Consider the following 18,493-nt stretch of genomic DNA (forward strand, 5'->3'; position numbering starts at 1 on the left):
ATTGTAAAAATAAGCTACATTATAACAACATATGAGTGACCTATGCCGCTAGACATGACAGCAAACGCAAACAGCACTGAAGTGATTAAATCGCCATTAAGTATGTTGTACCACTGGGAGCAAACCAGTGGGGACGACGTTTTCCTTACTCAACCTGTTAATGGTGAATATCAAAATTATACGTGGAAGCAGGTGGGTAACCTTGCTCGTCGCGTAGCGAAACGACTTGAAGAAATGGCGTTGCCGACGGGCAGCCGTATCGGTATTTTCTCAAAAAACTGTGCAGAATGGTTTATTACCGATTTAGGTATTATGATGGCAGGGCACATCTCAGTGCCCATTTTCTCTACTGCCGGCCCTGACACAGTTCAATATGTTCTCAAGCACGCCGACGTTCAATTATTGTTCGTAGGTAAGTTAGATAATACTGCAGAGCAAGTAGCGTCTATCCCAGCCGAATATAATACCGTCGCGTTCCCTTATCCGAATATTGATACCAAGCAACAATGGAAAGCGTTTATCGATTGTTCGCCAATAGATGATTCTCCTGTTCAAGATATGAATAGTATCATGACTATTATCTATACATCGGGCAGTACGGGTCAGCCGAAGGGGGTAGTGCACAGTTACTACTCTATCTGTTGGGCGGCGCAAAAATCCTTGGAGCAACTTAGCGTTGACAGTACCGATCGGATTTTGAGTTACCTTCCCCTTGCTCACATTACCGAACGGGTTCTGGTTGAATTAGCCAGCTATTACAGTGGTGGCAAAATCCATTTTGTTGAAACGCTATCGTCGTTCCAACGTGATGTGCTTCATTGTGAGCCTACCTTGTTTATTTCAGTGCCACGTCTTTGGACTAAGTTCCAGATGGGCGTATTGGCTAAAATGCCACAGAAAAAACTCGATACCTTACTGAAAATTCCCCTTATTAATAAGTTGGTAGCGAAGAAAGTACGTAAAGGTATTGGTATCGACAGCGCGCGATTATGGGCCAGTGGTTCAGCACCATTAGCGCCTGCTGTTATCGAATGGTTCGCTAAAATTGGCGTTTATATCTCAGAAGGTTGGGGTATGACGGAAAACAGTGCCTACGGCACTAGCAGCGTGCCTTTCCGTCACGACAAAATTGGCTGTATTGGAAAAGCTTATCATGGTGTAGATGTTCGTATTTCAGAAGAAGGCGAGATTCAAGTTAAAGCGCCTTGTAATATGCTGGAGTACTACCTAGAGCCAGATAAAACAGCAGAAGTTTTTACTGATGATAAGTATCTTCGCACGGGTGATAAAGGCGTTATTGATGCAGACGGTTACGTTAAGATTACCGGCCGATTGAAAGATATTTTCAAAACAGCCAAGGGCAAATACGTAGCGCCCGCACCAATTGAAGCTAAATTTATGGAAAACCCTATCGTAGAACAGGTTTGTGTAACGGGGAATAACCTTCCTCAACCTGTCGCGTTGTTAGTTCTGAGTGAAGATGCACAGAAGCATGATAAGACCAGTGTTGAAGCTAGCCTTAAAAAGACTTTTGAACATATCAATGCGAAGCTAGAAAGCCACCAAGTTATGGATCGCGTAGTTATTATGAAAAATGAGTGGAGTATTGAGAACGACTTACTTACCCCTACACTTAAGGTAAAACGTCACGTGCTTGAAGAGCGTTTTGACGGCGTAATTCAAGGTGAATACAAAGAAAAACTAGTATGGGTAGATGCTTAACTTATCGGTTTAGCAGCGTAAATAATAATAAAGCCGAGCACATGACTAAGCTCGGCTTTTTTGTAGGTGCTGTTAGGTAAAGAGTAACTAGCACAAAGTCGTTTACGTTACGCAGTGTATCGTGCTTGTAGCCCTTTATACACGTTGTCACTGAAACTGGCATCTGACAGATTTAAGGCATTCATAACCTCAACTAAATGTTCATTGTCTTCGCGGCCTTGCCACTCTTTTTTGTATGTGCCTTCTTTATAACCGTTATCTTGGCGGAAGAAATTCAGAACGTTTTTACCTACGTACTGGCGATAGAGTTCATCAGCATGCATATCGCACTGCTCAACAATTTCCATGAAAAGTGGCACACTAAAACGTTTAGCAGCACAAAGCCCGGTCATCAATTCTAAGTTATCTAGTAACGATTGTTGTTTTGGTTGGTAGTCTTTACCGTCGAACGTCACGATAGCATCGCCTAAGGCCAATTGTGCGGCAATACTTTCAGCGGCAGTACTTACCTCACCCTCTGAATCGATGATGCAGGCAGATAGAGCAAAGTGCCAAATATCGACCAATTCCATTTGCAGTTGTGGTAAGTCTTTTTGCTGTGCTTTCCACCATTTCCAGCCGTGGTGCTCAATAGCTTCAACGGATTCCACCATAGCTGCTCGCAAATAACCGTAACCGGCGTTAATCCAATCGGGGTTAACTTTTGTGTTCATTTTGTCTTGTAGTGCAAGCATGGTGGCAAGTTGTTGTTGTGTAAGCATTATTATTCCTAAAACGGTGTCTTTATTAAATCAAGCACTAGGTTGCGCTACGCCTGATTTGTTATTGACGAAATTGTACTGCAATGCGAAGAGTCAGTGAATGTTTATTCAAGACTTATTTAGCTTAATTCTGTTGCAGGTTTAAAGAGCGACACGGAATGATTTCATGGTACATAAATGGTGCACCTGCACCATTAGTAACCTAAGGAAAGACTTATATAAATTAAAGGGTAATCTAAGTTTCTGTTTTCATTAGAAATAAAAGTTGGCACTTAACCTGCAAAATCAATTTTGTTAACTGTGTTATGCAGTAGCGCTAACGTGAATGAGCGCCAGGCAACGCTTATTCACGTTGCTACTGGGTAACCCGTAAACCTTACCCATACAGGTTTTTCGTGTCCTGAGGCCTGTATGGGTTTTTTTCTTTCTATTGTCTATCCCTTCTAGTCATCTACTTAGCCCCATACGATATAATAATTTCGCTTAAATCTAATTAATTTCAGCTTACCTATTCATTGAATTACGATACACTCATTATCATAACGCCCGCTGAATACGACAAAGGATTTTCCGATTGCTCGCGCTTTATCCATCGAACAAACTTGAACACCTCAGCTTCCTCCTTACTACGCTAATTAAGCATCAACCCAATGGTGTTTTTACGCCTGAAACGATATTAGTCGAAAGCCCAGGTATGCAGCACTGGGTAAGTATGCAACTTGCTAAAGAGCAGGGCGTGGCGATGAATCTTGATTTTCCTTTGCCGGTTAGATTTATGTGGAACACGGCAAGGCTGGTGTTGGGTAAAGATAAAGTACCTAAGCAATCGCCTTATCGACGTGAAGTCCTCGTATGGCGCATTGATGCCCTTTTACTAGAGGCATCGGGACTAGAGGCATCAGGACAAGAGACATCTCTACAATCGATGGCAGCGTTCGAGCAAGTTAATAAATACTGGTTACAAGCGGGAAGTGAGCAAGAGCAGGGCGTACAACGGTTGCAATTGGCAACGGCGCTGGCCGATGTGTACGAGCAATATTTGTTATATCGTCCAGATTGGTTGTTTGCATGGGAAGAAAGCCAGCGTAAAACCAATGATGAATCTGAAATTTGGCAAAGCGAAATATGGCGTCACCTTGCCAAGCAAGAACCTTTACATCCTGCACGACTGCACCAACTTACCCTGACTGCGTTAAATAACGGCGATCATCTAAAAAGTGGTGATAGCGAATTACCCAACCGTATCGTGGTGTTTGCAATCAACACCATGGCACCGCAGTTGATTGCCTTTTTCGATGCATTAGCGGCGCACATCGATATTCATATTTTTCATTTGAACCCAAGTGTTAATTACTGGGGCGATGCGAAAAGCGATAGTGAACTGGCAAGGCAGCTGCGTATGGACGGGTTAGAGAAATGGATGCAGCAAGATCAAAGCAACTCGTTGTTAGGCAACTTAGGGCAGCAGGGGAGGGAGCTTTTTAATTTGCTTACCGATTTAGACACCTTTGAAGTCAGTGCCTTCGACGCGCCGATTCCTGCTGATAGTGAAACTGGTGAAACGTTACTTTTAAACCGAATTCACAACGATATATTAGAAGCTTTACCCGCAACGCACGTTGGCACTATAGGAAGTAAAGGAAGCACAGAAACAGGCTCTGCCGAAAACGCTGATGACAGTGTTACCATTATGTGTACCCATTCAGCGTTACGTGAAGTGCAGGTACTGCACGATCATTTACTGCACTGGTTATCACAGGACTCATCTCGTACGCCATCCGATGTGCTGGTAATGTGCCCCGCGATAGAAAATTATGCCCCCTTTGTTGATACCGTATTTCATCGGGTGGGTACCAAACCCCTAGCGGGCAATGGGCCTGTTCGCTTGCCGTGCTCTATCGCAGATAGAAGCCCCATGGATGCAGAACCCCTTATTGCCGCTTACATGACGCTACTCCATTTGCCTGACAGCCGATTCGGTGTATCGGATATTGTCGACTACTTACAACTTGATGCGGTACAAAAGTGCTTCAGTATTGCTCAAGACGATATCGATCAAATGACCGTATGGCTTAAGCAAGCTCATATTCATTGGGGGTTGGATGGCAGCCATAAAGCCAATGTGTCGGCAGGGGCCACCCATGAAAATACTTACAGCTGGTGGTGGGGAATTAGGCGTTTATTGTTAGGTATGTTAACGCCAGATAGTGAAGGTGTTATTGACGACATGCTAACTATTCCTGATGTGGAAGGACAGTCGACGGTAACGCTTGGTAAGCTTATCCATGTTATTGAGTTACTAGGCAGATTTGCCACTGAGCTTAATACCCCGCGAAGCCCGAATGCATGGGGTGCCGATTTATTAGCCCTGCGTGATACCTGCTTTACACCAACCAAAGAACAAGAACACAGCTGGGATCTTATTGCTAAAGTTGCCGCTGATTTGGCTGCTCGATGTGAAGAAGCCGAATATACCTACGATTTAAGTTTACGTCAGGTGCGGGAATTACTGTTAAGCCGATTTTCGTCTCCCGATGCAGGTAACCACTTTATGACGGGGCAAGTCACGGTATGCTCCATGCTACCTATGCGTAGTATCCCGTTTAAAAAAGTGTGCATATTAGGGCTTAACGACAGCGAGTTTCCTCGTAAGTCTACACCGTTAGGGCTCGATTTAATGGCGGGGCCTGATAGAAGAGTGGGCGATCGTTCGCGTCGTTTAGAAGACAGGTATCTTTTTTTAGAAGCGATTATTTCGGCCAGAGAAAGCCTATATTTAAGCTACCAAGGTAACGATGTAAAAAATAACAGTGAGCGGCAGCCCAGCCTAGTGTTAGGCGAATTTCTCGATATGTTAGACACGGGCTATCAGGTAAATATGGGTCATTATTTAAAACATGCACCATTGCATCCGTTTAGTGAAAGTGCTTTTACCGGCACACTCCCCAGCTATGAGACGGGCTGGTTGCGTCTAGCCCAATCATTACGTGACGCTGCTACGAGTGGCCCCAACATTGACAAAAGCGAAGAAAGCAGCGAAAAAAGCAGTGAAGAAACTAGGCAAAAAGAACATTCACTCGCGCCTCTGGCAGTAGACAGCTCCCCTGAAAACGCGAGCTTTCAGTGTATGCAGGTGGCTCGAGCGTTTAGAGATCCTCTTGAGTTCTTTTCTCAGCAGCGGTTAGGCGTTGACTTATCCCAATCGGTAACCTTGCTAGACAATAGCGAACCTTTTGAAACCAACGCACTAGTGCGGTACCAAGTACTCGATGCTATGTTTTCTTCCAGTGCTTTCTTCGATGATGCTAATGCGGCAACCCTCCAGCATAGCGATAGGGTAGTGCAATTCGCCGCGCTTCGTGGTGACATTCCCAATAACCCGGTGGCGCTAGAGGAGCTTGAGTTGTGGAAGGAAAGCGCGGTAGCCCTTACCCAAGCGATGGGACCACATGATGCTGAACCCAAACGGGCGCAATTTGCAGGCAACCACTTTACGTTTACCGCCAGTGCGCTTGAAGGTGGAAACAGCTTGATGCAGCCGTGCGCAGGCAAGGTGAATGACATTAGAGCGTTAGGTTACTTTATGACACAGCTTGTGTTTAGCGCAAACGAGGAAGTAACACCCTATACACAATATCCGCTAGATATCTTTTACTGCGATTGGGTAAAAGGTGAAACCAAGCTAATGAAGCGTAGCTTTCCGTCAGTAGATAAAAACACAGCCTGCCAAATTTTGCTGAGTATTGAATCATTGTTTGTTGACATATTGAGCGCACCAACGCCCGTATATAGTTCATTAATGAGTGCCGTAGTCAGTGGCACAAAAAAATCCCCCGGAACCCTTCTGGCAAACAAAGTCACCTTACCCACATTTCTGGCAAGTCTAGACGCCCAAGGGTTAGATGATAGGGAAGGTGTGGATAAGCAAGGTGGTCTTGATTCTGAAAATACTATTGATACCAAAGACACAGATGAACCCGGCAACTCGCTAATAACCGATATACGTGCATTTTTTGCCAGTGATGATGCCCAGCGCCTACTCAAAAATTGGCTTCAGTCATCAGGGCAATTTACTGCTGATATCGCTAGTAACCCTTATGTTAAATGGTTATTTCCTGATGGCGTGAGTTGGCATGATATGCCAACCACACAGGCTTTTTTATTGTTTGCGTTGGTGGCTAACATTTCATCACAGGAGCAGTTATGAGCTTGTCTACAAGTGCTTCGCAATTACTAAATGTGCCCGCCATGCCGCTAAAAGGAAGGCATTTAATTGAAGCCAGTGCGGGCACAGGTAAAACCTACAACATCACGCGTTTGTACTTACGCTTATTGTTAGAGAAAAAGCTTAACGTAAAAGAGATTTTGGTGATGACCTTCACCAAAGCGGCCACCGAAGAAATCAAAGGCCGTGTGGCCAAAACGCTGCGAGAAGCCACCGCGTTCTGGGAAGCGTGTTTAGGCGTTGATGACACTAATACAGGTAGTGCCAGTGCTGGTGATGATAGTGCTGGTGATGATGGTGCTGGTCGTGATAGCGCTAGTAATGACAAAGACGATTTAAATGAAAATGCTGACCTAGCTGCGCTATTAAACAGCACCGACCCTGTCTATGCCCATCTCTATAGAGCCTGTTCACCCAAAGACAGTTTGGCCCTGCTAAAAGCTGCGCAATTAGAACTTGATGATGCGTCTGTCTTCACTATTCATGGCTTTTGCCAGCATGTGATTGGGCAATTAGCGTTTAATAGTGGTTTTGCAATGGCGTTGAATTTAAGTAAAGACACTGCAGATCTGTATTTGCAGGCGGCACAGGATTGGATAAGAAAAGTCTCCCAAAATGAAGACGACTTCATGTTATTGGCGGAACAAGGCTGGCATGTGCCAGAGAGCCTATTAAATGAATTCTCCTCAAGCGTAAGAAGCACGCTTACGCCGGTTTTGCTAGATGAGGAAACCATAGAAAAGGCGTTTATCGCTGGCCTTCACGAAAACGAAAGTACTGCGCCTGCACAGTTTACGTTTCATTATAATAATATTGTTGATAACGAAGCGCTTATTTACGATCAACTACTTAAAAAGCCTGATCATAAAGCGCTGCGTACGCCTGAACTTGCTGCACTTAAGTCTTGGCTTGAAAGTGGTGAATATGAGCCGCTACCGCCAGAGGGCGCTGCCTTTCTTGATGGTCGTCGGTTTGGTAGAAATAAGTCTGGGGTAAAAGAAATACTTGCGCCTATTAAAGGCTTTGCCGATGCCATTTCAACTGCCTGTAAAGACAAGCAGGACAACCTCGATAAAATTCCTGTATTTACCTTGGTTAACCATGCTATTAGCTTTATTAAAAGCAATGTGGCGGCGCAAAAGCAACAACTAGGGGTTATCGACTTTGACGACCTTATTCGTATGCTCGCCGATGAAGTGGTTAAGCCTAATAATAGCTTAGTACCTGAGCTTAGGAAGAAATTCCCCGTTGCGTTAATTGATGAGTTTCAAGATACCGACGCCAAGCAATACGCTATTTTAGATGCGGTTTATCCAAAAGCACAGGTTAATAACAGTAAAAATCACGAAGCCGGCGCTGACATTAAAGCTAGCTTAGGTATTGACGTAAGCTTAGATAGTAACCAAGGTTCTGGGGCTGGCTTTGAACCAGACACGAGCAAATCAAAAAGCGAAAATGCACTTCTGATGATTGGCGACCCCAAACAAGCGATTTATCGCTTCAGGGGCGGCGACATTTTTACTTATTTAAAAGCAGGGCAGCAGGCCGATTATCGGTGGGTAATGAATACCAACTGGCGTTCGGTCGCCGGCATGGTGAAGGCCTATAACCGTTTGTTTTACGGCGCGCCAGTTCCAGCAGCGCCCATCTCACAAACACAAAGCACGCAGGATGCCATTGCGCTAGCGCCTAGCCCGAGAGATGTGTTCGGTTTTAATATTCAATACAATCCGGTTGAATTTACGTCCAAAGCTGCGGCAGCAACCCACCCACTTAACGATTCTAATGACGAACGTGATGCAATGAATTACGTGAGTTTTAGTTTAGATGAAAAAAGTGATGCGAATACGCTGCGCCGTGGTTTAGCACAATGGATAGCGCAAGAGATTTACCGCTTGTTTAACGAGGTGACTTTTGTCGATGAAAAGGATCCCACAAAACCCGCTAGACCGGTTAAACCTGCCGATATTGCCATACTGGTAAAAAACCGTAATGAAGCTTCCGTCATTAAATATGTATTACAGCAACAAGGCTTGGCCTGCGTGTATTTAAGCGATAGAAGTAATTTATTTGCCTCCCCTGAGGCTAAAGATGTGCTGCGCCTACTCAATGGTGTGTGGCACAACACAGATACTAGCAAGGTCGCCTCAAGTTTGGCATCACCGCTATGGGGTTATACACCGCAAACCCTAGTTAATTTGTTGTATCACGAAGACGATGCGCTATGGGATGAGGCTTACGACAAGGTCACTTCACTGCGTGATATGTGGCAACAAAAAGGCTGCATGAGCGTATTGTTGCACTTAATGCAAGAGAACTACACGCCATATGGTTCAGAAGTAGAGCGCGCGCTTACTAATTACCAACATCTAGCGGAAACGTTAGAGAAGGCGGGGGCAACTCATCAGCGCCCAGAGCAATTACTTGATTGGCTGCACAAGCAAATTCATCAGCCTGAAAGTGATGAAGAAATGACGCTAAGACTTGAAAGTGACAGCCAGTTAATACGCTTGGTTACCCAGCACGGGTCTAAGGGCTTAGAGTACCCCATTGTATTTGTTCCCTTTGCTACAGGTTACCGAGACCCAGCGAAGAGTGGAAAGTCGTACTCGCAAATATTCACCTATTACGATGAACAGAGCCAAGAATTGCAGCTGCAATTAGGGCGCACTAATGCAGCAATCGAACGAGTACGTAAAGAGGGTGACGCAGAAGAAATGCGATTAGCTTATGTAGCCGTTACCCGTGCAGCGCATCGTTGTTATATGGGCGTATTGCCATTAGACGGACATGAAAAAAGCGCCTTGGCCCATGCACTCAATATCAATGACGATGAAGGTCGTGATTGGGGCACCGTGTTAGACGCCATTGCCAGTGAACCGCAAGCTCATGCCACCCACATTTGCGCCGATCCCTTGGCTCAACAGTATTCAAGCTTTGACAACACGGAAACGGTTGTGCCCTTAAGTACGTTAACGTTTGCAGGTACTAGCAGCGAAGATTGGCGGTTATATTCTTTCTCGGCTATTAGCCGCATGACGGTTATGTCAGCGGCACAAGGCGTTTCTTTTGCAGTACCCAGCATTCCAGTTATGCAGACGGTACGAGACGAAGAGATAACATCTAATGATGGTTTTGCTGGTACGTTTGGTGAGGTAGTTACCCAGTGCATGGCGGCAGGAAATACGGAAATTGAGGAAACGGCAACGCCATTGCACGCGGCTAAACAGGGCAATACAAAGTCAGATACAAAAACAGCTGCGCCACATGCAGATCAAATACGCTTTACCTTACAGAAAGGGGCGAGTGCAGGTAATTTACTGCATGACTTACTTGAGCTAAACGATTTTTCTGCGCCTGACTGGAGTGAAAGTGGTGCTGAACTCGCCGTTCGATTCGGCTTAGAAACAGCACGTACAGCAGATTTGTATTCGTGGTTAGATGAAGTACTGGCTACACCGCTTTCTATGCCTACGCCTACAAGCCACTTGCTAAGTGACTCCCAAAGCCAGCTTACTTTATCGGACCTTTCGCTGCCGCAAACCCTTCGGGAAGCAGAATTCTATTTTCCCATGAACGAAAGTAAATGGAGCGAACTAAAATACATATTGTTTGAACACAGAAAGTCAGTGGCGAAACAGCTTGCGGTAGGTAACAACTCAGAAACTGCTACCGGTTTACCTACAGCAGAGGTTGTTCCCTCGTTAATGGTGTCGGCCCTTGAAGGCATGATGCACGGGTTTATCGACTTAATATTTACGCATGATGGTAAGTACTATGTTGCCGATTATAAATCTACGTGGTTAGGCGATAGCGTATCGCATTATATGCCTCAAGCATTAAACGCCAATAATCAGCACCATCTATATGACTTGCAGTATTTAATCTATTGCTTAGCACTACACAGATACTTAAAGAATGCCATTGTCGATTATACGCCCGAAGCACATTTTGGTGGCGTGTATTATTTGTATTTACGAGGAATGCACCCGAGCAATACGAACGGGGAGGGCGTCTTTTTCACGCCCATAGATTCCGGAACGCTAGAGGCTTTGGATCGCTTATTTTTAGGCGAAGAGACTTCAAACGAGAAGCCTTCAGCCGAAAAGCCTTTGGCCGACAAACATTCAAATGAAGAAGCCTCAAATGACCCGTCGCCCGATGCTGTGCAAGGGGAGTTGGACTTATGATAGATAGTAACGAGTACGTAGAACAACTTTTCGGGATTGAAGCTATCGACCGCTTTGTGGCACTGGAGTTTGCGCATTGCGAAAGGCTAACCGACGCTGAACAGGTTGTCTGGTTACACTTGTTGGTGGCATTGTCATTTATGCAGCGCAGCGGCCATAGTTGCTTGTTACTCACTGAAGTCGCGGGAACTAGGCTGTTCGTTGAGCCTGAGCTTGACCCTGAGTTAGAAACAAAGTCCAACACGGTATCTGAATCTACCGAATCAGATACCGATACGTCACCACATAAATTAGGCTATGCATTTCCAGGTCTTACCGAAATGATCAGTGTGATTAAAAAGGCACTGGACAGTGAAACGGATGACAAGAATAACAAAATTACTGATCTATTTGTCTATCAAACAGGCAAGTTGTATAGCCGGCGCTACTATAATTTCGAACAGGAGATTGCCGCCAGCATTGCTAATCGAACTCATATCACAGCGCTAAGTGAAGATGGGCTATCAAGGGTTAAAGCCCTATGGCCAGCCATGTTTCCAACCAACGCCATGGATGAGCAAGATTGGCAACAAGTCGCTGTGGCGAAAAGTTTAGTGCAACAATTTAGCGTTATTAACGGTGGTCCGGGCACGGGGAAAACCTACACAGTACTCAGGCTGCTATTAGCGCTTCAAGCGTGTAATCAGAATGAGCGAATTGTGCTAGCGGCTCCAACCGGTAAAGCGCAGCAGCGCATGACCGAGTCTATCGTGAGTAATTTGGAAAGCTTACGCGGTAAGGTAGATGATAATCTGTTAAACAGTGTACCTACTGATGCTGTCACATTGCATAGGTTGCTAGGCTTACGGGAACACACCATAGCTACACGCTACAATCAGCATAACCCGCTTATGCTTGATGTGCTTATTGTGGATGAAGCGTCCATGGTCGATTTGGCGCTCATGGCTAGAATTATTCGCGCCTTGCCGCCTCATGCGCGTTTGTACTTTATCGGTGATGCGGATCAACTGCCTGCTGTAGAATTGGGTAACGTACTTGAGCAACTTGTACACGATAGCGATGAAGCAGAGTTTGCCGAAACGGGTATATCTGAAAATAACCTAGGTGCAGTTACTCGCGAGCTACGTCAACATATTGCCACCCTGTGCCCACATCTGCCTTTACTGCCCGTTAACGAAAATGCCAAAACCTGGGTGCATACCCTTCAAGCGCCTCAGCGATTTAAAGGGCAGGTGGCTGAAGTCGCTACCGCTATTCAGACCGGGAGAAGCAAGCAAGCGCTAGATGCTATGCATTCAAAAGAGGCCAGCCAGAAGGCTGAGCCTCAAAGTCATGGCGAGAATAGCCACTGGCTACAAGATGGTGTATATATCCAAGCTGAAACTAGGTTTAAGACCAGCGTGTTAAAAAAGTTAGCACAAGAAAGCTACGAACCTGTTTTTAAAGCGCAAAGTGCCAAAGAAGCGCTTAGTCTGCTCAATCGTGTGCGATGGTTGACCCCAGTTCGAAAGGGCGACATGGGTGTAGAGGGGTTAAATGCACTGGTATTTGACGCGATAAAACACAATATCAAACGCCGCGAAGGTATTTTCTACCAAGGCCAGCCCATTATGATAGTGAAAAACAATCATCCACAGCGTTTATCAAACGGCGAAGTGGGTATTATCTGGCCTGATCTCAATGGAAAGCTACTGGCTTGGTTTGAAACTCAAGACGGCGTCCTACGTTCAATTTCTTTATCTCGAGTTCCTGCTTTTGAAACGGTATTTGCAATGACGATACATAAATCGCAGGGCTCAGAGTTTAAGTACGTGGTGTTATTACTGCCTAGACCTGAAAGTGAAAAAGCCGCAGGGCTATTTCATCGAGGGCTAGTCTACACCGGCCTAACAAGGGCAAAAGAAGGTTGTTTAATTATAGCGAACAGCGCCACATTTAGCGCTATGGTAGAAAGGCGAGATAAGCGTTTTTCAGGTTTGTCAGAAGCGATTAAAATGTGCTTTTCAGAAAATGAATAATATGCAGCAACTCGTAGTTACAGGCTCACAACAATTGGGGCAATAAAAAGCTAGTAATTACAACGGCAGTCGCTTGTAGGTATACCATTCTTGATAACCTGCTTGCGTGTAGTTATATCTCGTTAACTACACGGGGGTGAAGTAACACAACCCATGTTCCTGAATGTCTCTGGGCGTTTTCGCAAGCAGGTATATGCGAAGCGTTGATGTGAAGCGCAGCATGCCATTTTCCGCGCTTATAAATTGTGAAGGTAGTGTGGTTGTAGTATTCACATTGTCCACGCCAAGGGGATGCTGACCTGAACAAATAGTAAAATAAACCAATCCCCCCAGATCTACCCATCCTAATAGATTGTCAGGCTTAACAATGAAGCTGTCGTACGTGAGTAGGTCTGTGTGAAAAGTAATACTCGCACCAAAGACAGGCTTGCTCGCAACCGCAATGTCCGCATTACGCGTTAAGCTAAGTTTATACAAGCCATGATGTTCGGGACGAATGTTTAGGTTTGTATTGCTGTTATTTACTAACGAGAGCATACACGTTGTCATAATGGTTTAAGGATAGGCGTAGTGTGGTTCAAGTCAGTCAAGATAGCGTTGATATGGATCAAAACGGGCTAAAACTCTCTTCATAGCTTAAGTTATCGTAAATTAATTGTTTAAAAAGTGTACAAGTTCAATTGGTTGTTCCATACTTATTTATCTTAATTCGACATGGATGTATGGATTATGCACACAGGCAGACACGAAGCTCTCAAGCGTTACAGCCTACTTTTGTTTATTGCTATTTTGGTGGGCTCTGCTTACTACTTTCTTCGAATTCAACAGAATGAAATCCTACAAAACCATGGTTATCTGCGCCAGTTAAACGAGGCGGGTAGAGGTCTACAACAATCTCTTGATATGCTTTTGACAAGCGTGAAAGAAGAGTTTAAGTCTCAAGAAAATGAGAAAGACAAAGACAACGAGTTTAAAAAGCGCATTAGTTCGAATGAAAACTTTAAGCACCTTGGAATAGCAGATACCGCTGACAGTGAAAAGAAGAATAATGACAGTACTGGAGAAAAACCTAAGGTCGAAGGAAATGAAGGTAGCGGCATAGAAAGTACAGGCGATGACAGAAAAGTTATTACTAACAGCGAATTCGACGCTAAGTCTCGCATTTTTAAAGTTCACGTAGGGCATAAAACGGTAACCGTTCCCATCGCTGATCTAATCTCAACACATTTAAGCCCGTTTCCATTGCTGGTTATCAGTGATGGAAAAGGGGAGGTTTTAGCAGAAAAAAGACACAGTAACTTTGCAAAAGCGCTATCCGATCTTCGTTTTTCGAACGTAGGTGAATTATTAGGTGAGAACGAAGGAAGTGGCGAAGCGTCCGGCCACAATATAGAAGGTGGGATAGGACTAAAGGCGAGTGATTCTGTAGACAGGCAAATCGCGGGGCTCTATCTACGTATTTATCGGCAACCAATTACAATAACTGGCTTAAACGCTGGAGGTGAAGACAACGCAACAACACTCTACCTGCTCGCTTTCGTAGAAAAAAAAGAAGTGGTTCTCAATAACCTTAAAATTGGCAACAATACGGCATTATGGATAGTACTATTCTTAACACTGCTCGTCGCTACACTTCCTATTCTTAAAATTCAATACTGCGCCCCCACCTATAGCTATACACGTTCTGATGTCACTCAATGCATTTTAGGGTTATTCATTTTGCTGGGGGTTGCTACGATAGCGATAAGCGATCAGCTCTTTTTTAGATACTGGCTTGCCCAAAAAACGCTAGATTCAGAACATATACACCAATCCATAAGTTTAGATTTCGCTAAAGAGTTATCGGAGTTATTACAATTAGATACGCGTTATTTTAAGAGAGCTAAACAAGGAGTCACTTCTGGCTGTAAGGCGTCGAACAATCGTAATGAAAATTTTCGCCCTACAGATTTACTGAATTGTCCGCTGATTAACGAGCAATCAGTAACTGACAACAATGCTTATTTCATTGAAAACTGGTTTTTACTTGGCAAAAGCGGTGTCGTGACCAGCTATAAACAGAACAGTCCATCAATGATTTTTCGTCCTCATGAAAACCTATATAACTTTAAAAAAACACGCTTGAATGAGCGGGAATACTATAGGCGTGCATGGCATGGAAATATGTGGCGTTTGGATAAACATTTTATTGGTGATTTACACTATAAAAGCACAGGGCAAAAAGTGTGCTGCGAACAGTTACTTAAAACAGCCAGCGCGATGCCTCAGCATTTCTTTATTGAACGAATACGTAATATTGACGATGCCAGGTTTAATAGCCAATTGGTTTTCGAACGTACCGATAGAGATGAGGAAAATGATACAGGTGAAATAACAAAGCGTATAAGCTCGATAGGTACATTGCTGAGAAGTTTAAATCAGCGCGTTATGCCAAAAAATATAGGGTATGCCGTAATTGACCAATCGGGGAGAGTGCTCTACCACAGTAACGAAGAACGAAGTTTAGTCGAAAGTTTCGTGGCTGAAAATGGGCATGATTTACAGCTTTTAACTACCTTGTCCAACTTGCAGAATATAGATGTTAACCAGCCCGCACACTTGCAGTTAGATTATCGCGGAGAAGAACACAGCATGGTAATTGGGCCATTGCATGAAGCAATACCCGAATGGGCGCTCGTGGTTTTCTATAATCAAGAAGAAGCTTCACAAATCAACATGTTGCTGGTGTTTCTTGCGGTTATTCTTTACCTAGCACTATTAATTCCCTTAGTACTAATAAGCCGATATGTTAGCTCGCAGGGTGTGTGGGCGCGTTTATTTCATTATCAGTATGATGATGAAAATATCACCACGTCAAACCAAAATACCCTAACGGGGGATCGTAAAACCTATCGCTGGTTAGCCCTGTGGATTTGGTCTGCCTGCGCAATGCAACTTTTCACCATAGGCATTATCAATGCAGTGATCCCACGGTTGGCGTTTTTGTCTTTTACGTTAACTTTCATGCTTATTATTTTGCAGTTTATCTTTGTACCCGTTGAAGTGGAGGGTAAAAAATTATCGTTAAAGGCTTTAGCATGGCGATACCTCAACAGGCCTAGTTTGTTAATCCGAATGCCTTTTTTTATTCCGTTGATGTGCTTCGTCACGTTGTCTTTAGTGCTTTTATCGGAGGTTTACAACAACACTGAAAACAGTCATGTATCTCATTCGAGCTACGATTCGCTACTCTTTCCACTAGTAGGTTTCGGGCTATTTTTGCTTTCTAGTTATCTAATGTGGGTGAAATCCGTCCGAGAGGGGATTGCTGTTCAATCAAATAAAAAACCCAGTAGTTTGTCTGAGTTGAGCAGTCGAGTACCGAACAGCTACATTTGGTATTTAGCGGGATGTATTTACTTCATTGCGGTTGTGCCTACCGTTATATTAGTGAATAGCGTAAACAGCTACATGCTAGAAGGGCAGGCGACCTTCCAGAATCAGCATCTGTTGGAGATGCAGCAAGATGTCTCACTGGAAAGCCAGAAGTATCGAGCATTAATGTATCAGGATCCATTGAGTCGAAGAGAAGGCCTGCCAGCTGCTAACCCAGAGATCCCGTTCAAGCGCATATTCCCAGCATTAGAAAGAGAAGAGTGGGTAACACTGGACAACGCAGAGGCCTATTCATCGGTATTGAACAACAACACAGATACCTTTATTAACGCTATTGTCAGTAATTTAAAGTTACAAACGGACTCTGCAGCGGAGTATCGATTTAAAGCGGGTACCGATATAAAAACAACCAGTGACAAAATACTCCACTACTCAGCGCAACGTTTCATGCGAGCATCTAGTGCCTTATACTTTTTACCAGTACTAGTGATTACCGCTGTCTTCGTATTCTGTGTGTTTTGTGCAGCCCTTTTGCTTATTAGTCGCAAGCTGTTAGGTGAGCATATTTTTGATAGCTACCGCTTGCGCCCTCCCTCTGAAGCGGAAGAAAGCGAGTACATTTGGAAGCAACTTACGCCACAACATTCTAAACGTATGCAGGTGCAGTTTATCAGTCAACTGAGCCAATCTGACTTAGAAAAAGCATTCTTAGCGCATGAACACACAATTTTTGAAAATAAAGTGGGTGACATCCAAGATTGGCTCACTCGCGTGAAAGAACCCAATTTTGATAAAATAATAAAAATAGATGAACATGAAAACACGCCTACTATTATCCTAAAAGGGCTAAATAAGGCACTGCTTGATCACACCGAACGAGATGCGGCATTCGAGCTTATTCAAACGCTTCAACAACACAAGTGTCACTTAATTCTAGTATCTGAAATGTCACCCATGCAGCTAATTAGCCACGCTGAGAGCTTTCCTGCATTTGAGCTTGAGCATTTACCGAGTAAAAACGAGTTGTGGCAATGGAGTAAATTGCTTCGCAGTTTTTCTATACATTATTACTGGGTGGCCAGTAAAAAGAATACCCTCACCACATCGCCTTCCGCCTTTTCGGTACTAGCACATGAATCTACTCATTGGCCCGATTTACTTGATGTGCAAAAGGCGTTTTTAATTTACCACCTAGAAATAAAACTGAAACGCTCAGCAGAAGATATTAATGGGCTATTAACGTCACTAAATGGTGCCAATGTTTCCTCTCGAAAGGAGGGGCAACAGTCACTGAAATTAGATGATTACTGGTCACCCCAGCAAATCGTTGAGTTTTTTGTTCACCATGCACGACCTGCATATCGCTTGAGGTGGGAGCAATGTACAACAAACGAACGGCTCATTTTGTTGCAGCTTGCACAAGGTGCCAAATTAAACCCTGCAAGTGCCGAAATTATTGGGCATTTACAACGAAGGGGCTTAATTTATCGAGATTGTGGATGGCACTTGGTGAATGAGAGCTTTAGACAGTTTGTCATGAGTGCAGAGTCTGCGAAGCACATTGAGGCATGGCTTACAGAAACGCGGTCTAGTATTTGGCATAACTTGCGGCCACCATTATTTATGCTGGTGGGGCTGCTATTTTTATTAGTGATTTTTAGTGCCAATATTGCATTCGACTCCATCATTACCACGCTAGCGGCGGTGCTCGGTGTACTCCCCATGTTAATTACTAATTTATCGAGCCTTCGAACATTAGAGATATTGCCTAAGGACTGACAAATAAAAATGCTGAAGGATGATCAGAAAAAGCCGTATTTTTCTAAATCTTCATATGCACCATAATGCACCAACACGTAGCATGATGTTCATCGTATTCGGTGCGCTTTAATAAACTTGAGGATCAAGCAGCTTAATATGGGGAAGTATACAAAAAAGGGTACTACAACTCATGTTTAGTTGCGTCTTTTAAGCCGAAAGATTATAAAAAATAGAGTAAGGCTTGTAGTCACGATGATAAAAACATTGCTGCTAAAATAGGCTATTTTCTTTTGATTTCTAAGCTAATAGTGTCAAACGTGAATGATGAAAATGCGTCACTAATACCCTTTCTTGGTAAAAAGCGGACGAAATTCTAGCGTAACAAAACCATATGCTCCGCTATAGCAAAATATCAGGTTTTCACCGCATTGTATGTGGATT

General features: G+C 44.0%; 7 protein-coding genes. 5 read left to right on the forward strand and 2 right to left on the reverse strand.

Annotated features, from left to right (window positions below; translation table 11 throughout):
* The first annotated feature begins 42 nt into the window (after positions 1–42).
* The gene (locus KYS23_RS09655) at positions 43–1,722 is read left to right on the forward strand and encodes an AMP-binding protein (RefSeq protein ID WP_159531537.1); all 1,680 of its coding nucleotides are present in this window, start codon (positions 43–45) and stop codon (positions 1,720–1,722) included.
* Between the two features lie 107 nt (positions 1,723–1,829).
* On the opposite strand, the gene KYS23_RS09660 is transcribed toward KYS23_RS09655, so the two are convergent.
* On the reverse strand, positions 1,830–2,483 hold the full coding sequence (locus KYS23_RS09660) for a dUTP diphosphatase (RefSeq protein WP_159531535.1): 654 nt from the start codon (positions 2,481–2,483) through the stop codon (positions 1,830–1,832).
* Between the two features lie 574 nt (positions 2,484–3,057).
* Here KYS23_RS09660 and recC point away from each other — a divergent pair.
* The 3 genes from recC to recD are packed head-to-tail and all read left to right on the forward strand — an operon-like array spanning position 3,058 to position 12,916.
* Complete coding sequence (recC, locus tag KYS23_RS09665; protein WP_218418471.1) at positions 3,058–6,690, forward strand: exodeoxyribonuclease V subunit gamma; 3,633 nt, start codon at positions 3,058–3,060, stop codon at positions 6,688–6,690.
* The gene (locus tag KYS23_RS09670; RefSeq protein ID WP_218418472.1) at positions 6,687–10,898 is read left to right on the forward strand and encodes a UvrD-helicase domain-containing protein; all 4,212 of its coding nucleotides are present in this window, start codon (positions 6,687–6,689) and stop codon (positions 10,896–10,898) included. The genes recC and KYS23_RS09670 overlap by 4 nt, the downstream gene beginning before the upstream one ends.
* A complete protein-coding gene (gene recD / locus KYS23_RS09675; protein ID WP_159531529.1) occupies positions 10,895–12,916 on the forward strand; it encodes an exodeoxyribonuclease V subunit alpha in 2,022 nt (673 codons plus the stop codon). The genes KYS23_RS09670 and recD overlap by 4 nt, the downstream gene beginning before the upstream one ends.
* Before the next feature lie 126 nt (positions 12,917–13,042).
* Here the strand turns inward: recD and KYS23_RS09680 are convergent, their stop codons facing one another.
* Entirely contained in the window at positions 13,043–13,453 is a 411-nt protein-coding gene (locus KYS23_RS09680; RefSeq protein ID WP_159531527.1) for a hypothetical protein, read from the reverse strand.
* A gap of 192 nt (positions 13,454–13,645) precedes the next feature.
* On the opposite strand from KYS23_RS09680, the gene KYS23_RS09685 reads away from it, so the two are divergent.
* Complete coding sequence (locus tag KYS23_RS09685) at positions 13,646–18,070, forward strand: hypothetical protein (protein WP_218418473.1); 4,425 nt, start codon at positions 13,646–13,648, stop codon at positions 18,068–18,070.
* The last annotated feature ends 423 nt before the right edge of the window (positions 18,071–18,493 follow it).

The sequence above is a fragment of the Alteromonas lipotrueae genome, from assembly GCF_019249255.1.
Taxonomy (GTDB): Bacteria; Pseudomonadota; Gammaproteobacteria; order Enterobacterales; family Alteromonadaceae; genus Alteromonas; species Alteromonas lipotrueae.